The sequence below is a fragment of the Gilliamella apicola genome, from assembly GCF_000599985.1.
In the GTDB taxonomy this organism is placed as follows: domain Bacteria; phylum Pseudomonadota; class Gammaproteobacteria; order Enterobacterales; family Orbaceae; genus Gilliamella; species Gilliamella apicola.
Genome location: NZ_CP007445.1, coordinates 2,140,482 through 2,160,596, shown reverse-complemented (window position 1 = coordinate 2,160,596; position 20,115 = coordinate 2,140,482). Strand labels below are relative to the sequence as shown.

Below are 20,115 nucleotides of genomic sequence, written 5' to 3'. Positions count from 1 at the left end.
TATTAATCAAATATTTGACTAAATTTCTATCATACTAAAATCATTTACTAGTAAATAAACTTTCGTAAAATTTATTTAAAAAACTTAATATTAACAGTAAGTTCGTTAATTCTAAATAGTATACAAATGATATAAGAGCTTTTTTTTTACAAAAAAAATTAAATAAAACTATTAATGAAGGTTGTAAATTGATTTTAATTAGTGTAAATTCCAACCAGCAACGGATCAATAATTGATCTCGCTTCTAAGATTTATAAAAAATAGGGAAATTAAGGAATTAAGATGTCTAATAGTTATCAAAATGAAGTACCTGCTGCACGAGTTAATATTGAACTAGATCTTCATACAGGTGGGTCTAAAAAGAAAGTTGAATTACCGTTAAAAATTTTATCTGTTGGTGATTATGGTCGTGGTAAAGATAAACGTACTCTTTCAGAAAAAGAAAAAGTGTCTATCAACAAGAATAATTTTGATGCAGTATTAAAAGACTTTAAACCTGAAGTAGCGCTTAACGTTCCTAATACGCTTGCTGATGATGGTAGCAATGTCAATGTAAATATTTCTTTTGAATCAATGAATGATTTCTCTCCAGAACAAGTCGCTAAGAAAATCCCTCAGTTACGTTCTTTGCTTGCAATGCGTAATTTACTAAGAGATTTAAAATCTAATTTGCTTGATAACGCAACATTTCGTTATGAACTTGAAAAAATCGTTAAAGATGAACAATTGTCTGATGAGCTACGAGCAGAATTAGAATCGATTGTAGCTCAAAGTACCAAATAGTTTTTTATAAGAATTAGTTCAAAAAATTAATGATAATTTAGTGCATTAAAGATAAGTATTACGAGAGAAAAACAATGGAACAAAAGCAAGAGAATAAAGCTACTGTAGAAACGGTTTTACAAGAAACAGGAAGTGTTTACCAATCTTTATTTGATAAAATAAATTTAAATACAATTAACAAAGTAAGTGATATTGACAAGTATGAAGATAGTGAAGTTTTATTTGAAACTTCACAAGATGAACGAGTTACGATGGCTGTTAATATACTACTTCAGTTAATACAAGGTTCATCTCAAAAAATCGAAAAGTTAGATAAACATTTACTTGATTATCATATTAGTCAAATTGACCAAAAAATTAGTCGCCAACTTGATGTTGTGATGCATAATGAAACCTTTCAAGAAATTGAATCAACATGGCGCGGTCTAAAATTTTTAGTTGATCGTACTGATTTCCGTCAAAATGTAAAAATTGAACTCTTAGATGTATCTAAAGAAGATCTTCGCCAAGATTTTGAAGATGCACCTGAAATTTCTCAAACGGGTTTTTATAGACACACTTATATCCAAGAATATGATACACCAGGTGGTGAACCAATTGGCGTAACGATTTCAAATTATGAATTTGATCGTAGTTCACGAGATATAGCTTTATTACGTAATATTTCTAAAGTTGCGGCATCAGCACATATGCCATTTGTTGGCTCTGTCGGGCCTAAATTCTTTGGTAAAGAGACCATGGAAGAAGTTGCGGCAATCAAAGATATTGGAAATTATTTTGATCGTGCAGAATATACTAAATGGAACAGTTTCCGAGAAACTGATGACTCACGTTATGTTGGCTTAACCTTACCTCGTGTCTTAGCTCGTTTACCATATGGACCTGAAACTGTTCCAGTTCGTAGTTTTAACTATATTGAAGATGTTAAAGGTCTTGACCATGATCGTTATCTCTGGGCTAATGCATCTTATGCTTTTGCTGCAAATATGGCACAAAGCTTTGTCCGTAATGGCTGGTGTGTTCAAATCCGTGGACCACAAGCTGGAGGCTTAGTTGAAGATTTGCCTATTCATCTTTATGATTTAGGAACTGGTAATCAAGTTAAAATTCCAACGGAAGTCCTTATTCCAGAAACTCGTGAATTTGAATTTGCTAATTTAGGCTTTATACCATTATCTTTCTATAAAAACAGAGACTATGCATGTTTCTTTTCTGCTAACTCAACGCAGAAACCAGCACTTTATGATACTAAAGAAGCATCTGCAAATAGTCGCATTAATTCTCGATTACCGTACATTTTCTTATTATCACGTATAGCTCATTATCTTAAAGTTATTCAACGTGAGAATATTGGTGCAACTAAAGATCGACGAACACTTGAACTTGAACTTAACAAATGGATTGGTGGTCTTGTTACAGAAATGACCGATCCAAGTGATGAAGTTCAAGCATCACACCCGTTACGTGAAGCAAAAGTAATTGTTGAAGACATTGAAGATAATCCAGGATTTTTCCGTGTTAAAACATTCTTAGTTCCTCACTTCCAGATTGAAGGGATGGATATTAATTTATCAATGGTTTCACAAATGCCAAAAGCTAAAAATTAATATCAATTATAGGAAAAACTGGAGTCTCAGTGTAAATGAAAATTTTTCGTCCTTTATGGAATGAAGGCGTCTTCTTGACGCCTCAACAATTCCAACAACAAGAGTTATGGCGGCAATATTCTTCACAAAACTTAATGGCTATGTTAATAGCTAATCCGTGGGGTGTTGAAAAAATAAATATTGATACACAATCACTTTCAATTGATCGTCTTAAAGCTGAATCGATCAGCATTCGTTTCATTGATGGTGTAGTTATTAATACGGATATAGCTGATAATTTGCCAGAAGCAAGAATGTTGAACACTGATATCCCAGTTGAACTCAATGAAGTCACTGTTTTAATCGGAATTCCATTATTAAATGCTAATGGTGGAAACTGTCTACAAGATAATCAACGTATAGAAAGACCACTTCGTTACAGAAAAGAGTGGGTTGAAGTACCTGATCTTTTTGGTCAAAACTCTGAAACAATTGCTGTTGAACGTTATGCGTTAACCTTTTTGTTTGATTTTGAAGATAATAGTGATTATGTAACTTGTCCAGTCGCTCGTTTGAAACGTGATCTTAATGGTCGATTTGTATTAGATCCTCAATACATTCCACCAATATTGAATCTATTGACACAAAGCGGAGAATTACTGAAAGAATTAGATCTTTTATGTATTCAAATGCAAGCGAAACGTCAACATCTACTTGGTTTGCGCCATGAACGTAATCAGCAAATTGCTGAATTTGCAACTGCAGATGTTTCTTTATTTTGGCTCCTTAATGCATTGAGTTCATTTGAGCCCCAACTTAAATTTTTACGAGATAATCCAACAATTCATCCTGAACGTCTTTATCAAACTTTAACATCGTTTACTGGATCTTTATTGACTTTTTCATTAGTAAATAGTGTTAATGATATTCCTGCTTATCAGCATGATAAACTTAATGATGTTTTTCCTCCGCTTTTTGAGTTATTGCGTAATTTATTAGAAGAAAGCTTACCTTCACGTTTAATCAAAATTGATTTACTTCATGATCAAGATACCTTATGGACAGGGCGGTTGAATGATTCACGTCTTCTTGAGGATGCAGATTTTTATCTTTCAGTTCGTTCTAGTATGCCGGGCCATGAACTACAATCTCGATTTCCACTATTGTGTAAAGCAGGGGCGCCAGATGATGTTAGACAAATTATACATTCAGCACTTTCAGGTATTCCGATCAAAGCATTAAATCATGTACCAGCAGCAATACCTTTACGTTTAGAGAATCAATATTTTGCTCTGGATTTGTCTCATAGTGCAGCAAAAAATATGTTGCTTGCAAGATGTTGTGAATTCTATGTTCCAAGGACAATGCCAGATATTTCATTAGAACTTTTCGCAGTACTGCGATCATAGGGTTAGAGTAATGAATACAGAATCAAAAAAAATTATTATCGATGAATTATTGCGTGACTCAATATTAGTGGTTGTGGAACTAAAGGCAAAAGCAAAAATTCTTTCAGGACATAAACTATATGAACATTGTAAAGAACAAATCAAGAATGTTCGAGAAACTTTATATAATGCACAATATAAACAAGATGTTATAGATGATATTAGTTACGCATTGTGTGCCCTATTAGATGAAACAGTCTTACTTTATCAAAAAGATAATCCAAGTGATCAAGGCTATGATGAATGGTTAGGTGAACCACTACAAGTCATCTATTTTAATACCAATAATGCAGGTTATGACTTGTTTGAAAAAGTTCGTAGTCGTTTAAAAGAAGATAAAAAAGAAGAAATTGTTCTAAGCTGCTTTGATAGAGTATTAGGGCTAGGATTCCAAGGATGTTATTTGGGAAAACCTCAAATGGAACGAGAACATCTTATATTAGCGCTTCGAGAAGCATTGCGTGAATCCGAACCAGAACAAAATCACCCTATTATTGAACAAGCTCAGGATCATCGTTATTGGGGAAGAAAGACTTTACTTTTATCTTTAACAGCATTGTCTTTTATTTGCGTTATCGCACTATACTTTATCTTAAATAATCAACTTGATAATTTAATTGATTCGCTTATTGGTTAAAAAGAGGTTTTATGAGCGATTATCCTAAGCGTATTCAGATTATTTATGCTACTGTCTTAAGTCTACTATTGTTATTTGTTTTTTTACCAATAACAATGGGATGGCAAATTATAGGATCAGTATTAGTGGTAGTGATAGCCATGGGTATATTATGGCGAATGAAGCGCTATCGAAAAATACTTGCTTCATCGACGACTAATATTGCTTTCTTAACTGAAAAACTTGATTTGCTACCTGCAAAACAGCGTTATCGTCTGCCTATTTTATTAGTAACAGGCAGTGGTGCAAAAGATTTTTTCCCTGATGACTTATCTTTAGCTCAATCGAATATTTTAATTTCATCTGAAGCCGTTTGGATCTATGTTGATGAATATTCACATTTGCCGATAGTCTATGATTCGTTAATAGCTAAATGGCCTGATATGCTTGGTCGGGTAGGTATTTTTTTAGCTTTGACTCCAGAAATTGAAGATAAACAAGGGATCTTTATTGCAAAATTGCAAGCTTTTCGTCAATCTTGGGTTGATACAAGTAAAATTGCTAAATATTCATTACCTGTTTATTTATCGGTACATATTGGATTCAATGATTTAATTTATGATGAATTTGAATCTATTCCTGTTCAATGGTTTCAACTTAAAAAACAAAAATTATACTTGATTGATCGTTATTTATCTCCATTAAATAATTGGGTGAATGATATTAAAATTTCACCAAAAGAAAGAGAACGTCGTTTAAGTCTTCAAGCCTTTTTAAATGAATCTAAAGATTGGGTTGAAAAGGTGGTTTTGTCAACATTAGCGGATCCTAAACAACCCGTAGCAAAATGTATTCCAGCTGCTGCGGCTATTTATCCTGTTAATCAAGAGGTTATTACTAATAATATAATACAAATTCAATGGGAACGTCTTACAACCATGACACTCCCTAATACTCGAAAAATACAAGAAACTATCAGTCCTCCGGATGATTTAGTAAAGTTTATGCCTATTGCATATCCGTTTTCTCCTATTATCTCAATGATCTGTGGATTACTCGTTATAACTTCCTTATTTACTATGGGATGTTTAGGTGCATCATTTAAAAATAATATAAAACTTGCCAAGCAAGTTGAAAGCGATATTGATTTTTATAATTCTATTGCTATGGATAATTATGATGAAAAATTAAAAGCATTAGAAATTTTGAAAAACGACAGAATAATGTTGAATAAGTATTTTTCACAAGGTGAACCTGTACGCTTAGGTGTAGGGCTATACCATGGGCAACAGCTCATAGAGCCATTAAATATTGCCATTAGTAAATACGTTGCAATGCCTCCAAAAGTGATAGAACCTCCTCAGGTGGTAATACCTGTGGTAATACGTTTAGACAGCTTGGCATTATTTGAAACAGGTCAATCAAATTTGAAACCTGATTCTACCAAAATACTGATCAATGCTTTAGTTGAAATGCAAAAGCAAATAAAAACTAATCAGGATACTGGGTGGCTCATCTTAATTGGTGGGCATACCGATTCCACAGGTAATGAAGACAAGAATATACAATTATCTTTAGATCGTGCTCTTTCAGTTAGAAATTGGTTCATGAAAACAAGCGATATGCCTGAAACCTGTTTTGCCATACAAGGGTATGGTTCAAAAAAACCGTTGGTTGATAACGATACTGCAGAGAATCGTGCTAAAAATCGACGTGTAGAAATAAGCTTAGTTCCTCAAATGTCAAATTGTTTTTTGACACAAGAAAACTAAGGAATTTAACTAAAACAAAAAAGGAGTAAAACAATGGCTGTTCCAGCATATATGTTCTTAAAAGATGACGGTGGTGCGGAAATTAAAGGATCTGTAACCGTATTTGGTCGTGAAGGTAGTGTTGAAGTTGTTGAGTTCGACCACAAAGTGTACATCCCAACAGATGGTAACACTGGTAAATTAACTGGCACACGTGTTCATAAAGCACTTGAGTTCGTTAAAGAAGTCGATGCTTCATCACCTTATCTTTACAAAGCAGTTACCACAGGTCAAAACTTAAAATCAGTTGAGATCAAATGGTACAAAATTAATGATGCTGGTCAAGAAATTGAGTATTTTAATACGTTTATGGATGGCGTAAAAGTTGTATCTGTTAAACCAGAAATGCACAATATCAAAGACCCTTCAAAAGAACAATACAATCATTTAGAGCGTGTTGAACTTCGTTACGAAAAAATTACTTGGACTTATAAAGATGGTAACATCATCCACTCAGATAGCTGGGTAGAAAGTCGAGCGTAATTTAATATTTGCTGATCCTTACCTGACTTAAGGGTCAGCATCTTTGGGAATAAAGATTAGAGATCAATATATAATAAAAAGGAATAGTAATGATTGCCGATCCATCTATTTTATTAAGGCGACTGAACCCTTACTGTGCAAAATCACTTGAATCTGCGGCAGAGTTATGTCAAACCCGCGCTCATACTGAAATCACACTTGAACATTGGTTGTTAAAACTATTAGAGCAAGGATCTGGTGATATTACAATCATAGCAAGGCATTATCAGCTTGATATGGATAAAATTTGGCAAGGGCTATTAAATTTCCTTGATGCATTACCGCATACTATTAACAATAAACCTAGTTTATCATCATCACTTATCGCTGTATTGCAAGCAGCATGGTTAAAAGCTTCATTAGAAGATCACGAAGAAACAATTCGGTCTCTTCATATCCTACAAGTTTTACAAGAAATGCCACAATGTTTAAAAGCACAAGATGCATGGCAACTTTTAAGTTTAACACCTGTTTCTTTAAGGAAACTCCGTTCAAAATTAGATGAACTATCTGATGAAAGTCCTTTGAATGATTCAAATGATGGTTTACAAAATGATCTACAAAATTTAGATCATCATTCACAAGTAACACAAGCTGAAGATGAAAAAGAAGATAATAAGGCTCTTAAGCAAAAACATCATCAAGCCGTATTAAGTCGCTTTACAGAAGATGTTACCGAAAAAGCCAAAGCAGGTAAAATTGATCCTGTATTAGGTCGTGATAAAGAAATTAGACAGATGGTTGATATTTTATCCCGTCGTCGAAAAAATAATCCAATTTTAGTGGGTGAGCCTGGTGTGGGTAAAACAGCTTTAGTTGAAGGATTAGCATTACGAATAGTAGAAGGCAATATACCAAATAATCTTAAAGATGTGAGCATATTAACGCTTGATTTAGGCTTATTGCAAGCAGGTGCTGGCGTAAAGGGCGAATTCGAACAAAGACTTAAAAATGTTATTGATGCAGTACAGCAGTCACAAACCCCAATTCTCCTGTTTATCGACGAAGCTCATACCATTATTGGTGCTGGAAATTCAGCAGGTGGTGCGGATGCGGCAAATTTGTTAAAACCAGCATTAGCTCGAGGGGAATTAAGAACCATTGCGGCAACAACATGGTCAGAATACAAGCAGTATTTTGAAAAAGATGCTGCACTTGAACGTCGTTTTCAAATGGTTAAAGCAGATGAGCCTGATGATGAGAAAGCTTGTCTCATGTTGCGCGGATTAAAATCACGATATGCGATCCATCATGGTGTTCATATATTAGATGAAGCAGTAAAAACGGCTGTATCTTTATCTCGTCGTTATATAAGTGGTCGTCAACTTCCTGATAAAGCAGTTGATCTTTTAGATACTGCTTCAGCTAGAGTGAGAATGAGCCTTGATACTATACCTGAATCTATCATTGAACTTGAAGCAAAAATTGCATCTTTAACAATCGAAAAAGTAGCGATTGAAGATGATTTATTATTAGGTGAAAACAATTCATCTGAGCGTATAACTGAAATCAACAAACAATTAGATGATTTACAAAAACAACTAAGCATCGAGCAAACTCAGTTTGAAGAAGAAAAGAGAATCATTGAAGAACTTATTGAATTGAGAAAACAATTAACGGCCACGCCAGATCCAAAATTGTCAAAACAGTTGACTGATACACAAGAAAAATTAAATAAATTGCAAGGAAACAGACCTTTATTATCCCTTGATGTTGATAGTCGAGTAGTTTCTTCTGTTATTGCTGATTGGACAGGTGTTCCTTTAGAAAGTTTATTAAAAGATGAGCAAAGTCACCTTATGGCGCTTGAAGATGATTTACGCAAACGAATTGTTGGTCAAGATAATGCTCTATTTGAATTAGCAAAACGTATTCGAGCAACTAAAACAGGATTGACCTCGGAAGATGCACCTATGGGCGTATTTTTATTGGTTGGGCCGTCAGGCGTGGGTAAAACTGAAACAGCACTAGCGCTTGCAGACACATTATTTGGTGGTGAGCAATCACTTGTTACTATCAATATGTCTGAATATCAAGAACCCCATACGGTATCTCAACTTAAAGGCTCTCCTCCAGGTTATGTAGGTTATGGTCAAGGTGGTGTGTTAACTGAAGCAGTCAGAAAGAGACCTTACAGTGTAGTGTTATTAGATGAAATTGAAAAAGCCCATCGTGATGTATTGAATTTGTTCTATCAAGTTTTTGATCGAGGATTTATGCGCGATGGCGAAGGTCGTGAAATTGATTTTCGTAATACCTTAATACTTATGACATCTAATTTAGGTAATGACGAATTAATGGCTCTATTTGAACAGATGCCAGATGCTGATACTGCCACTCAGCATGAATTATTACGACCAATTATCCGAGAACATTTCCAACCAGCATTATTGGCTCGTTTCCAAACAGTTATTTATACACCTTTATCAGACAAAGCGTTGCAGCAGATAGTCAAAATGAAATTGGATAAAGTTGCTTCACGAATACAAAAACATTACAAAATTGACTTTAAAGTTAGTGAGCAATTATACAATCAACTGGCTTCTTCTTGTTTGTTACCTGATACCGGGGCTCGTAATATTGACAGTATTTTGAATCAACAAATTTTGCCTGCAATCTCAAATTTATTATTACAAAGAAAGAATAATAGTAATGGGAAAGCTTTAACATTATTGCTTGATTTTAGCGAGATTGAAGGAATAACACTCGAATTAGTTGATGACTCGAGAAAACAAAATTCGGAAAAAACAAAAAGTAAATCTGTCAAAGATAAAACAAAATCTACTAAACCTAAGGAAAAGCAACAATAAAAATCAGATTGAATTGATTAATAACATGATGTTTTTTCTATGAAATAAACTGGTCAATTGGCATAAAACTTATTGATCAGTTTTAAATAAAATTAAAATAGGCAATGATAATATTGCTTATTAAGCATAATAAATACAGTGCAAGAATTGATAACAGATCTTAAATAACTATCTATATATAAAATCGTATGAAATGTGATTAATTAGAATATTGTAAAAATTGTGAATTTAAAAGTATCGTTTAACTAGCGTTTTATTTGAGAATTTATTAAGGGATAAAATAATGGGAAAAAACGTGGTTCGATTAGGAGACCCTACAACTCATGGTGGATCAGTTATTTCTGCTTCTTCAACAATGATTGTAGAAGGGAAACCTGCAGCTCTATTAGGTGATCTAGTTAGCTGTCCTAAGAAAGGACATGGCGTAAATAAAATTATTGAAGCTTCAACGACTTGTTTTTCTGATGGTAAACCAGTTGTCGTGGATCAATGTACATGTGAATGCGGTTGTAAAGTGATTTCAACATTAAGTACATCGGAGATTGACTAATATTATGTCTTGGCCTAAACCTAAGGTACTTAACCCATTAAAGCCACCATTAAAATTACATCGAGGTCGATGGTATTTGTTTTTTATAGTTCTGAGTTTTATCACAACTATTTTACTTATTATAATCTGGCCGAATGAAAGTTATAGTTCACAGTGGATATTTTGGATATCAGCTACAATTATTCCAACAACAATTACTGGAATTGCTGTCAGTATACGATTGTATATATATGGTCTAGCTCAAGAAGAATATGAGATATGGCAGTTAGAACAGAAAAACATTGATGAAAATTGGAAAAACTGGGCAATGAAATCTTTAGTGATTCTTGATAGCTATTATGTTTTACCTAATCACCTAACTGTAAAAGACATCATAAATAACGGTGTAAATCTACCATCTAAAATCAATAAATCTTTAGAGTTTGGTGACGAATTTAATATTAAAATATATCTTGAAGAAGTTTTTCTATCTTTAAGTAAATTGTTACCTGAATTATCGGAAAAGGAAACAATTAATATCAATATTTATACATCATTAGAATCAAGTCCTCTTTTAGAAGAAGATATTAATAATGCTTATCAAACCGCAAAACTACCATGGAAATACAAGTTATCACAGCATATATCAGATAACGTTAATGCTGAAATACTACAAGAAATGATAGATGACTCGCAAACAAGTCTTCAACTTGTAATTATAAATAATACCATTTCATTAAACTCGGCATTTTTGTGTGCTTTTTTAGGAACAAGCAAACAACATTATCAAGATTTGGGAATAAATAGTGCTAAAGTTGAAATTTTGAGACCAATGGTAGCAACAGAGCTTGATAATGCTATTGGCCAAATGATAGATATGCAACATGCTATAAAACAAGTTAAACAAGTTTGGTTTACTAATGTGGAAAAAAAACAACAAGTAGAAATTTTAACACTATTAGCTGATCAAAAAATTTCCCTAGACAATCAAATTAATTTAGACAGTTTTATTGGTAATCAGACTGGATTAAGTTATTGGCTTTCTTTGGCTATGGGATGTGAAATGGTTATGCTCACTAACCAAAATAATCTTATGACTGCATATAGTCATAATAAATGGTTACTTTCAAATTTGGCAGTATTACGTCGGGAGTCGTAAATGAAAAATAAATGGAAACTGATTGGATTAATTTTCATTATATTATTAGGAGCACTAATTCTAGCTGCAGGACTTTTTTTCTGGGGAGCAGGTTTAGGATATGTAACAACAGGACAGAAATTTTCAATATGGTTACAAGCAATGCTTTTATTGCTCGGTTTATTGTTAACACCTGTTATTATTACTAGTAATCGTAAAATGTGGGCTAAAGATAAAGTTAAGCGTGAATCATTGAATCCTGCTGAAAAGAAACCAGTAAAAAAAGTTGTTACTTATCCTGAATTTTCAGAAATAAACAATCAGTGCAAATCTCGTTACGGTCTGTTTTGGCGTTATAAAGTTCGAAAATGTTTAGTTATTGGGTCAACATCCGATGTAGAAACATTATTCCCTAATTTACAACAAGCTAAATGGCAATTAAGTGGTCAATCACTAATGGTTTATGGCGGGGATGTTTCAAGTGAAGTAAATATTTCTTGGATGAAAACATTAAAGAAACATTTTTCACGTTATGTACCATTTTATCATAAACCTCTGGATGCAATTATTTGGGCAGTTTCAAAAAATTATCTTGATAATACTAGACAACAACAAGTTTTAGTTGAAAAAACAATATTACAACTTAGATCTCGCGATAAAATTTTAAGGTGGTCAGCCCCACTTTATTTAGTATCAGGACAAACAAGTGAATGGTCACAAGAAGGAAGAATTGAACAAAGCGTTGGGATAACGTTTTCTTCGTCCAAAAATAACATCGTTGACTTAGCAGATTTATCTCTAAAACAGTTAGCAACTGAATGTTGTCAACGAGGTATACAACAGGTTAAAGAAAACTCTTATTATGCGTATTTGCTTCAGTTAAGTCAGAATCTGGTCAAAAACGATATTGATAAAATTAAACGATATTTGAGTTCATTGATCTCACTGCGTTATGTTCCAAATCTCCGAGGACTATTTTTTACGCCTTATCAGTCATCGAAGCCAACGGAAGAGCAAGAGTTTTACGATTTAAATCATTTTGTCATGACGCCAACATGGCAATCAATCGTTGATGATGCAAAATCAAATGTTGGACGAAGACTTGGATTAAATTGGGCGGCAATCTCTTGTTATGTTTTATTTATATCTATGATCATGACGGGATGTGCTATGCTCACATCTTATTTTAGAAACGAATCATTAATTGAAGATAGTATTAAACTTGCTAAAACTGCTGATGATTCTGCTACTAAAGATTATACTTCAAGATTACAAATTCAATATCAGTTACAACAAAGATTAGAGCAATTATTGTTTCGCCAGCAAAATGGAGCGCCACTATCTTATCGTTTTGGATTAAACCATGATGGTAAATTATTAAAAAAATTGTGGTCTAGCTACTACACAACAAACTTACGAAACATTGTTATACCATTTAAAGATTTAATGACGGATTATTTAGAGTTATTAACGCAACTACCTCCAGATGATCCTCACAGAGACGAATTAGTTGAATCGGCATATGATGTATTGAAAGTATACTTAATGATGAGCCGCGCTGATAAAAGTGATGGGGATTATTTGAGTCAATTTGCAACTAAAAAATGGAGAGCACCGGACGAAGTTAGTGATGGTAATTGGCAGAAATTAATGCCTGATCTTGTTCGTTTTTGGGGACAATCATTAAATTTACATCCTAAATGGGCACAAAAGGAAGATCCATCATTAGTAAAAAATGCTCGTCAGATCTTGATTAATAAAATTGGTGCACAAAATGCGGTTAACTCAATTTATAAAAAGATGATCCAACAAGCTAGTCAGAATTATGCAGATCAGAGTTTGAACCAATTACTTGATGGTTTTGATAATCACTTACTATTCTTTAGTAATGATGAGCTACCAGGTATTTATACGCGAAATGCTTGGGAAAATACTATCAAACAGGAAATAAATGAAGTCTCTAAACTCCGTCAAGAACAAATTGATTGGGTTTTAAGTGATGGTGATAATTCATTACCTAAATCAATTTCGTCTGAATCATTAAAAAAACAACTTACTGAATTATATTTTAGTGAATATAGTGCTGCATGGTTGAATTTTTTAAATGGTATAGAATGGCGTCAATCTGATAATGTTACAGATGTTATTGAACAGCTAACAATACTTGCTGATAAAAGACAATCTCCTCTAGTAGCATTAGTAAACGCAATTAAGTACCAATCAGAGGTAACTTATAGCGAAGATGGATTGTCTAGTAATATATTACGTTCAGCTAAAGATTTAATTAATAGCAATAAATCACCGACAGGAATGTCTAAGAAGAATAATGAAGCTATAGGCCCTTTAACAGAAACATTTGCACCTATTGTTAGTTTGCTAAGAAATGATAATGCCAATGGTCTTTCTTTAGAAACTTATTTATCACGTATAACTCAAGTGCGATTGAAATTACAAAATATAACTAATAGTGCAGAACCTCAAACAATGATGCAAGAATTAGCTAAAAGTGTATTTAAAGGCACTTCAGTTGATTTAACAGAAACTAGAGATTATGGTAATTTAATCGCTGCTAACTTAGGAAAAGAATGGTCAGGATTTAGTTATAGTCTATTCAAAAAACCTTTAGAACAATCATGGCAAGTAGTATTGACACCTGCAGCAGAAAGTTTTAATGATATTTGGCAAAATTATGTTGTCAGTCAGTGGAAAAAATCTTTTGCTGGTCGCTATCCTTTTAAAAATAGTGAAAACGAGGCTTCATTACCTGAATTAGCTCGTTTCATCCGAGCTGATACTGGCATTATAGATCGATTTATTATCAGTGAATTAAATGGTGTATTAGATAAGAAAGGTGGTATTTGGGTGGTAAATAATGTTAATGCTCAAGGGCTTAATTTTTCACCTAAATTTCTTGAAGCCTTAAATTTATTTAATCAACTTTCAGCAGAAGTGCTTGAAACAGGTGATATATCGTTATCATTCGATCTAATGCCTCGCACTGGAGGAAGTACCGCAAGGACAGAATTAATAATAAATAAGCAGAAACTTGAATATTTCAATCAAATACCTACTTGGCAACGTTTTAATTGGCCTGGTGATGGATATGCACCTTATTCACAGCTCAGTTGGAGTAGTAATAATTCAGGTTTAAGGTTATATCAATACTATAGTGGTGATTGGGCATGGATAAGGTTACTTGAATCTGCATCAATTAAGCCATTGGATTCCAGTCGCTATGAATTGGTTTGGGAAGCTAAAGATGGTAATAAACTTAGATATGTTTTAAGAACACAACTAGGTGGAGGACCACTAACGTTATTGAAATTACGTAATTTTACTTTACCACAAAACGTATTTGAATAATGTTGGATTATAATCGGATATTGGATTAACGTTATGTTTAGTCAATTATTAAGCCGTTTTACAGGTACTGATGATCAGAGCAAATTGATACAAAAGTTAAATCAAACTTGGAGTGATTGGTTACAGCCAATCACTCCAGATAAACCAACCGGTGAAGATTTGACTTATCATGATACATTTCAAGATATTAAAGAACAAATTGCAAAAATATCTGGCATAGATTATTCATTTGTTATTGTTGAGAGTGAAAGCTTATTAAAACGAAGTAGTAAAGATATTCGTGTGGCTACATATTATTGTTTAGCACGATTATATCAAGACGGTGTAGAAGGTTTTGCTGATGGTCTTGAAATACTGGCTGGCTTACTTGATAAATTTGGGCCATTGATTTATCCGTCAAGACCTAATATACGCAAAAATGCCATTGAATGGCTTACTAATGCGCGTTTTATAGATCAGTTGACACAATTACAACCTATAAATGATGAGTATTTAAGTCGAATTATCGCTGCGTTAAGCCAGATAGATAGTAATTGTCAGAAATTATTTACTACTGAAACGTCTAATCAGTCAACAACACCTCCTGATTTATCGGCGTTGGTTCATTTTTTTGGAAATATAGCAAAACAACCAATTAAAACCCAAAATGAAGAACAGCCGTCTCAAACGACGGTCAATACTATATCCTCCCCAGAAGTACAACAAAGTAATGTTGAAATAAAAATTAGTTCTCAACGTGATTTACTTGATCAAGCTAGAAAGATGGCCGCATTTTTACGAGAAAATCCTGAAGGATATCTTGCTGCAGGGCGTTTTTTACGAGTAATCCGTTGGGATATGATTTTAGATTTGCCACCTGTTGATGCTAAGGGTAAAACAAGATTACCAGCACCAAGAGCGGAACTTAAACAAAATATTAATCGATTAATACTTCAAAAGCAATGGTCAACACTTTTCGAACGTGTTGAAAATGCTTTTATGGAAAGTGCAAATCATTTTTGGTTAGATTTACAACGAGCTTCCGTTTTAGCCTTAAAAAAAATGGGTGAACCTTACCAGTCATGGGCTGATATTTATTTAACAGATATTGGCTTAATGTTAGAGCGCTTAAATGGAATTGAAAATCTCCATTTTGACAATGGTATGCCTTTTGCTGACGATGAAACACTAAGCTGGATTGCCAGTGATGCTCGTATACATCATTTAGGTGAAGGTGATAGTCTTGAACCTATTGCTGTATCAGGTGAAAACGATTGGGCTGAGATTGAAAAACAAGCTTTAGAATTAGCTAATACTGAAAGCCTAGAATATGCATTTCAATGGATACAAAGTTTGCCATCGTTGCATTCACCAAAACAGCAATATTTATTGCAATATACGCAAGCAAGAGTTGCAGAACAATTAGGAAGGCAAGATATTGCATTAACATTACTTATTGGATTAAATAATCAACAGCAATCAATGACCCTATTGCAATGGGAACCTGAACTATTATTTGATATTAAAAGATCTTTACTCAAATTAATTAAACAAAAAAATTCACAGAAAGATAATAATAAAAATTTTGGTGAAAAAATAGAGGAATTGCAGCATGAACTCATGCAACTCAATCCAGCTAGGGCACTAAGTGTAATCTAAAATCTTAATAAATGAGTGACGTTAGAAAAACATAAAACTAAAGAGATAAAGAATGGATGATTTAATTTTACGCTATTATGAGTCAGAAATGCGTTATTTGCGAGAAGCTGGGAAAGAATTTGCCAAAATTCATCCTGACAGAGCAGGTCAATTGAATTTAGATCGTGTTGGTGATCGTGATCCATATGTTGAAAGATTATTTGAGGGTTTTGCTTTTTTGACAGGACGATTGCGTCAAAAAATTGATGATGATTTACCCGAATTAACAGAGAGCCTTGTGAGTTTGTTATGGCCTCATTATTTACGATTAATTCCTTCATTATCGATTATTGAGCTTACACCAAATTATTCCACATTATCACGTTTGGAAATTATTCCCAAAGGTTTACAAGTTCAAACAGAACCTCTTGGACCGTCAGGAACAAGGTGTCAGTTTCGAACAACTCAACAGGTAACTTTACAACCAGTTAAAATCAATCAAGTAAAATTAGGGATACACCAAGATGGACGGAGCATTATCAATATTCGTTTAAGTTTTGGTGAACTAATTGATTTTGAGCAAGTTGATTTATCTAAACTACGACTCTATTTAAACGCGGATGCACCAATTGCATCAGCTTTACATCATGCGTTAACTCACCAAGTTTCAGCGATACAGTTGCGCTATTCAAACCAGCCTAATGAAATAGTCAGTTTTCAAGGAAAAATAACGCCGGTTGGCTTTAGTGAAGACGATCGCTTATGGTTAAAACCTGATAATGCTTTTGCTGGCTATCAGTTATTATTAGAATACTTTGCTTTTCGCGAAAAATTTATGTTTGTCGACCTACATGGACTTAACATTCGTAATGTTCCAGAAGGTTGTGAATATATTGATATTGAAATTGTCTTAAGTCAAACTTGGCCAAATGATATGCCTTTTAATAAGGACAACATTCGATTACATTGTGTGCCAATCATAAATTTATTTGATATGGAAGCAGATCCTATTATAGTTAATCAATTAGAAAGTGAATACCTGCTTAGACCATTATTACGTCAAGATGGACACATCGAAATTTATTCAGTTGAAAATGTTGAAGCTATAACTCGTAACGGTCGTTATAGTTATGTCCCTTTTACTAGCTTTAAGCATAGAGGTGGTATGTTACGTCATGATGCACCGGAAAGGTATTATCATACTCACGTTCGAAAAGGTGCTTCTGGATTACATGATACTTGGTTAGTTTTGGGTGGTAAAATTTGGGATAAAGGGCAATCTCTTGAAACTGAAACGTTATCATTACGAGTTACTGGAACCAATGGTATGTTACCTCGCAAGACGTTAAGTAATGCTCGTATCGAATCACTATGCAGTTCACAAAATAGCATTTCGAGTGTTAAAAATTTATGTTCGCCAACATTACCTTGTTATCCGCCGACCGAGGATCGCTTTCATTGGCGAGTATTATCGCATTTAGCACCTAATTATTTGTCATTAATTAATGCAGAAGTATTAAGAGGAACACTTGCTTTATATGATTGGACTGAAAATGAGCTTAATCGACGACGTTTAGAAGGTATCGTCGATGTTTCTCATAGAATGATAAAACGGATTGAAAAAGGAATGTTACAAAGAGGAATAGAGATCGAAGTAACTATAAATAGTTTCCAGTTTACTGGCGAAGGTGATGTGATGCTTTTTGGTGAGTTATTACATCAATTTTTTGCCCTATATGCTGATGTTAATATATTTACTCAATTAGTCATCAATCTTCTACCTGTTGGAAATAAAATAGTATGGAAACAGAGCAAAATATCGAAAGTAGCGCTTTAATGCAGGAGCTTGAAAAAGTACTGCCAAAAATGAACTTCTATCGTTTTTGTCAGTTACTTGAGCAACTCTATGCTAAAGAACCTATACTAGGAAGATCGGAAACTCCAACGGGTGATCCTTTACGATTTGCGCCATCAGTTGATATGTCATTTCCTGCTAGCGAATTACAATATATTGAAAGGTCTCCGTATTTAAATCGTCCTGCAACGGTAAGAACTCGCTTTTTAGGTTTGTATGGTGTTGATGCAGTATTACCTTTTGGATTGTTGCACAATATCATACGCCGTGAAGAAAACTATCATGCAATGACTGATTTTTTGGATATATTCAACCATCGATTCATAACACAATTTTATCGAATTTGGTTAAAATATCATTACCCAGCTTGTTTTTTAAGTGGTGGTAAAGATTCTATATCTCAGTGTTTACTTGGGCTAACTGGGCTTATAATAAAAGGAACTAGCGAACAAATCGGTTCACCTGCTTCGCGGTTTTTAGCCTTGTTAGGTTTAGTTACACAAAAAACACGAACTGCTGAAGGTATTGCTGGTTTAACAAGGGTAATAGTTAATGATGCTAAGGTTGAAATAACGGAATTTTATCCTACTTGGCACTCTATTGAAAATCCTGCACAAGTAGGTGGTAAAACGAACAAAATAGGTTTAGATGGTAGTGCTGTCTTAGGATCTCGCTTAAGAGAATGTAATCAAACAATTCATATAGCCATAACTCCTCAACATGAAGATCAGATTATAGACTTACTTCCTGATGGGCAATTATATAAGGATCTTATGGCACTGATACGTGCTTATTTAGGTTATCAAGTTGATGCCAAAATTACACTTTATATTAAGCGAAATTTTTTGCCGCGCAGTCAACTAATATCAAAGAATTGTCGATTAGGGCAAACTGCATCATTAACCAAAATGACAGAAAATAGCGAGTATATTGAAGATAAGGTAGCAGTAAATTTAGGTCACTATTGTGGAATTGATTATACAGCATAAAAAAGGAATAAGTATGAAACGATTTAATTTAATTATTATTTGTCTACTAACTATCTGCTTAAGTGGATGTGGTATAGCACAAAGCCTAACGAGAGGAGCATCTAGTTTAGGGAACAGTATTTTTTCATGGGATATTAAAACATTACACTTAGATATAACTGCTAGATCTGAATTAAATCTTGATGATGAAGATAAATCATCTCCTGTTGTTATTAGAATTTATCAGTTAACTAAAGATACTGCTTTCAAATCTGCGTCTTATCAAAATCTAGTTGATCAAGATAGTGATGAATTGAAATCAACGTTGCTTGATACTAAAGAAATTGTGTTAAAACCTGATACTTCTGTTTCAATTGAAGTACCTTTTGACAGTAAAGCAAAATTTGTCGCGGTAGTTGCTCTTTATAATAATCCTGATTTAAAAGCGGATAATTGGCGATTAGTATTAAAACGCTCTGACTTACGCATAACTAAAGCTCGCAAAATAGAAGCAAGTAAATATATCATCAAACTAGTGGATAAAGATTAATGAGTGCATCTTTGTACGATATTTTATATGGTTATTTTGAGTCAGGTATAGCCATTGAAGATGTATCTGAAAAAGAACAAACTGTTATTAGTGTAATGGATAATATTGAGCGTATTTTAAATAGTCGGGCTGGTGCAATTATGCATTTGCCCGATTATGGATTACCTGATATGTCGACTATTTTTCAAGCATTACCTTCCTCGGCTTATGTTTTGATGCGGGCAATTGAGCAAACGTTACTAACCTATGAACCAAGACTACATGCTATTAACATCAATATTGATGAAAAAAATAATGATAGCATGGTATTGGCATATGAAATGACTTGTTATTTTAAAGAGGGCGGATTGGTTCGATATGGTACTTATTTTATGCCAGATGGTAAAGCTCGGTTAAAATACACGCGTAAAACACATAAAATCTGATATTAAATTACTTAAAAAATTATACTAAATAACAATAAAAATAATATAAGTAATAAGATCAATAACTTTATCAGTGAGCTAACTTATAAAGTTA

General features: G+C 33.5%; 15 protein-coding genes. All 15 read left to right on the top strand.

Translation table 11 applies throughout. From position 1 onward, the window contains the following. Window positions 1–282 precede the first annotated feature (282 nt). A complete protein-coding gene (tssB, locus tag GAPWK_RS09705; RefSeq protein ID WP_025316042.1) occupies window positions 283–783 on the top strand; it encodes a type VI secretion system contractile sheath small subunit in 501 nt (166 codons plus the stop codon). 74 nt (window positions 784–857) lie between these two features. Next, complete coding sequence (tssC, locus tag GAPWK_RS09700) at window positions 858–2,390, top strand: type VI secretion system contractile sheath large subunit (protein ID WP_025316041.1); 1,533 nt, start codon at window positions 858–860, stop codon at window positions 2,388–2,390. 35 nt (window positions 2,391–2,425) lie between these two features. Further along, window positions 2,426–3,778 (top strand): type VI secretion system baseplate subunit TssK, encoded by a 1,353-nt coding sequence (gene tssK / locus GAPWK_RS09695; protein WP_025316040.1) that lies wholly within the window; start codon window positions 2,426–2,428, stop codon window positions 3,776–3,778. 10 nt (window positions 3,779–3,788) lie between these two features. Beyond that, window positions 3,789–4,454 carry a type VI secretion system protein TssL, short form gene (gene tssL, locus GAPWK_RS09690; RefSeq protein WP_025316039.1) on the top strand — a complete coding sequence of 222 codons (666 nt, stop codon included), beginning with the start codon at window positions 3,789–3,791 and terminating at the stop codon, window positions 4,452–4,454. Window positions 4,455–4,465: 11 nt separating this feature from the next. After that, window positions 4,466–6,205, top strand: coding sequence for an OmpA family protein (locus GAPWK_RS14310; RefSeq protein ID WP_025316038.1), 1,740 nt, complete (start codon window positions 4,466–4,468; stop codon window positions 6,203–6,205). Between the two features lie 33 nt (window positions 6,206–6,238). Then, complete coding sequence (locus GAPWK_RS09680; protein WP_025316037.1) at window positions 6,239–6,727, top strand: Hcp family type VI secretion system effector; 489 nt, start codon at window positions 6,239–6,241, stop codon at window positions 6,725–6,727. 89 nt (window positions 6,728–6,816) lie between these two features. Then, window positions 6,817–9,576, top strand: a complete 2,760-nt coding sequence (tssH, locus tag GAPWK_RS09675) for a type VI secretion system ATPase TssH (protein WP_025316036.1) — start codon at window positions 6,817–6,819, stop codon at window positions 9,574–9,576. A gap of 283 nt (window positions 9,577–9,859) precedes the next feature. Beyond that, a complete protein-coding gene (locus GAPWK_RS09670) occupies window positions 9,860–10,126 on the top strand; it encodes a PAAR domain-containing protein (protein ID WP_025316035.1) in 267 nt (88 codons plus the stop codon). Window positions 10,127–10,130: 4 nt separating this feature from the next. Continuing rightward, window positions 10,131–11,264: a hypothetical protein gene (locus GAPWK_RS09665; RefSeq protein WP_025316034.1), complete on the top strand. Its 1,134-nt coding sequence runs from the start codon at window positions 10,131–10,133 to the stop codon at window positions 11,262–11,264. Continuing rightward, the gene (locus GAPWK_RS09660; RefSeq protein WP_025316033.1) at window positions 11,265–14,606 is read left to right on the top strand and encodes an ImcF-related family protein; all 3,342 of its coding nucleotides are present in this window, start codon (window positions 11,265–11,267) and stop codon (window positions 14,604–14,606) included. 33 nt (window positions 14,607–14,639) lie between these two features. Further along, window positions 14,640–16,244: a type VI secretion system protein TssA gene (gene tssA / locus GAPWK_RS09655; RefSeq protein WP_025316032.1), complete on the top strand. Its 1,605-nt coding sequence runs from the start codon at window positions 14,640–14,642 to the stop codon at window positions 16,242–16,244. Between the two features lie 52 nt (window positions 16,245–16,296). Next, complete coding sequence (gene tssF / locus GAPWK_RS09650; protein ID WP_025316031.1) at window positions 16,297–18,060, top strand: type VI secretion system baseplate subunit TssF; 1,764 nt, start codon at window positions 16,297–16,299, stop codon at window positions 18,058–18,060. Next, complete coding sequence (gene tssG, locus GAPWK_RS09645) at window positions 18,024–19,067, top strand: type VI secretion system baseplate subunit TssG (RefSeq protein ID WP_025316030.1); 1,044 nt, start codon at window positions 18,024–18,026, stop codon at window positions 19,065–19,067. The genes tssF and tssG overlap by 37 nt, the downstream gene beginning before the upstream one ends. 13 nt (window positions 19,068–19,080) lie before the next feature. Next, window positions 19,081–19,596, top strand: a complete 516-nt coding sequence (gene tssJ / locus GAPWK_RS09640; RefSeq protein WP_025316029.1) for a type VI secretion system lipoprotein TssJ — start codon at window positions 19,081–19,083, stop codon at window positions 19,594–19,596. Next, on the top strand, window positions 19,596–20,021 hold the full coding sequence (gene tssE / locus GAPWK_RS09635) for a type VI secretion system baseplate subunit TssE (protein WP_025316028.1): 426 nt from the start codon (window positions 19,596–19,598) through the stop codon (window positions 20,019–20,021). The genes tssJ and tssE overlap by 1 nt, the downstream gene beginning before the upstream one ends. Window positions 20,022–20,115: the final 94 nt, after the last annotated feature.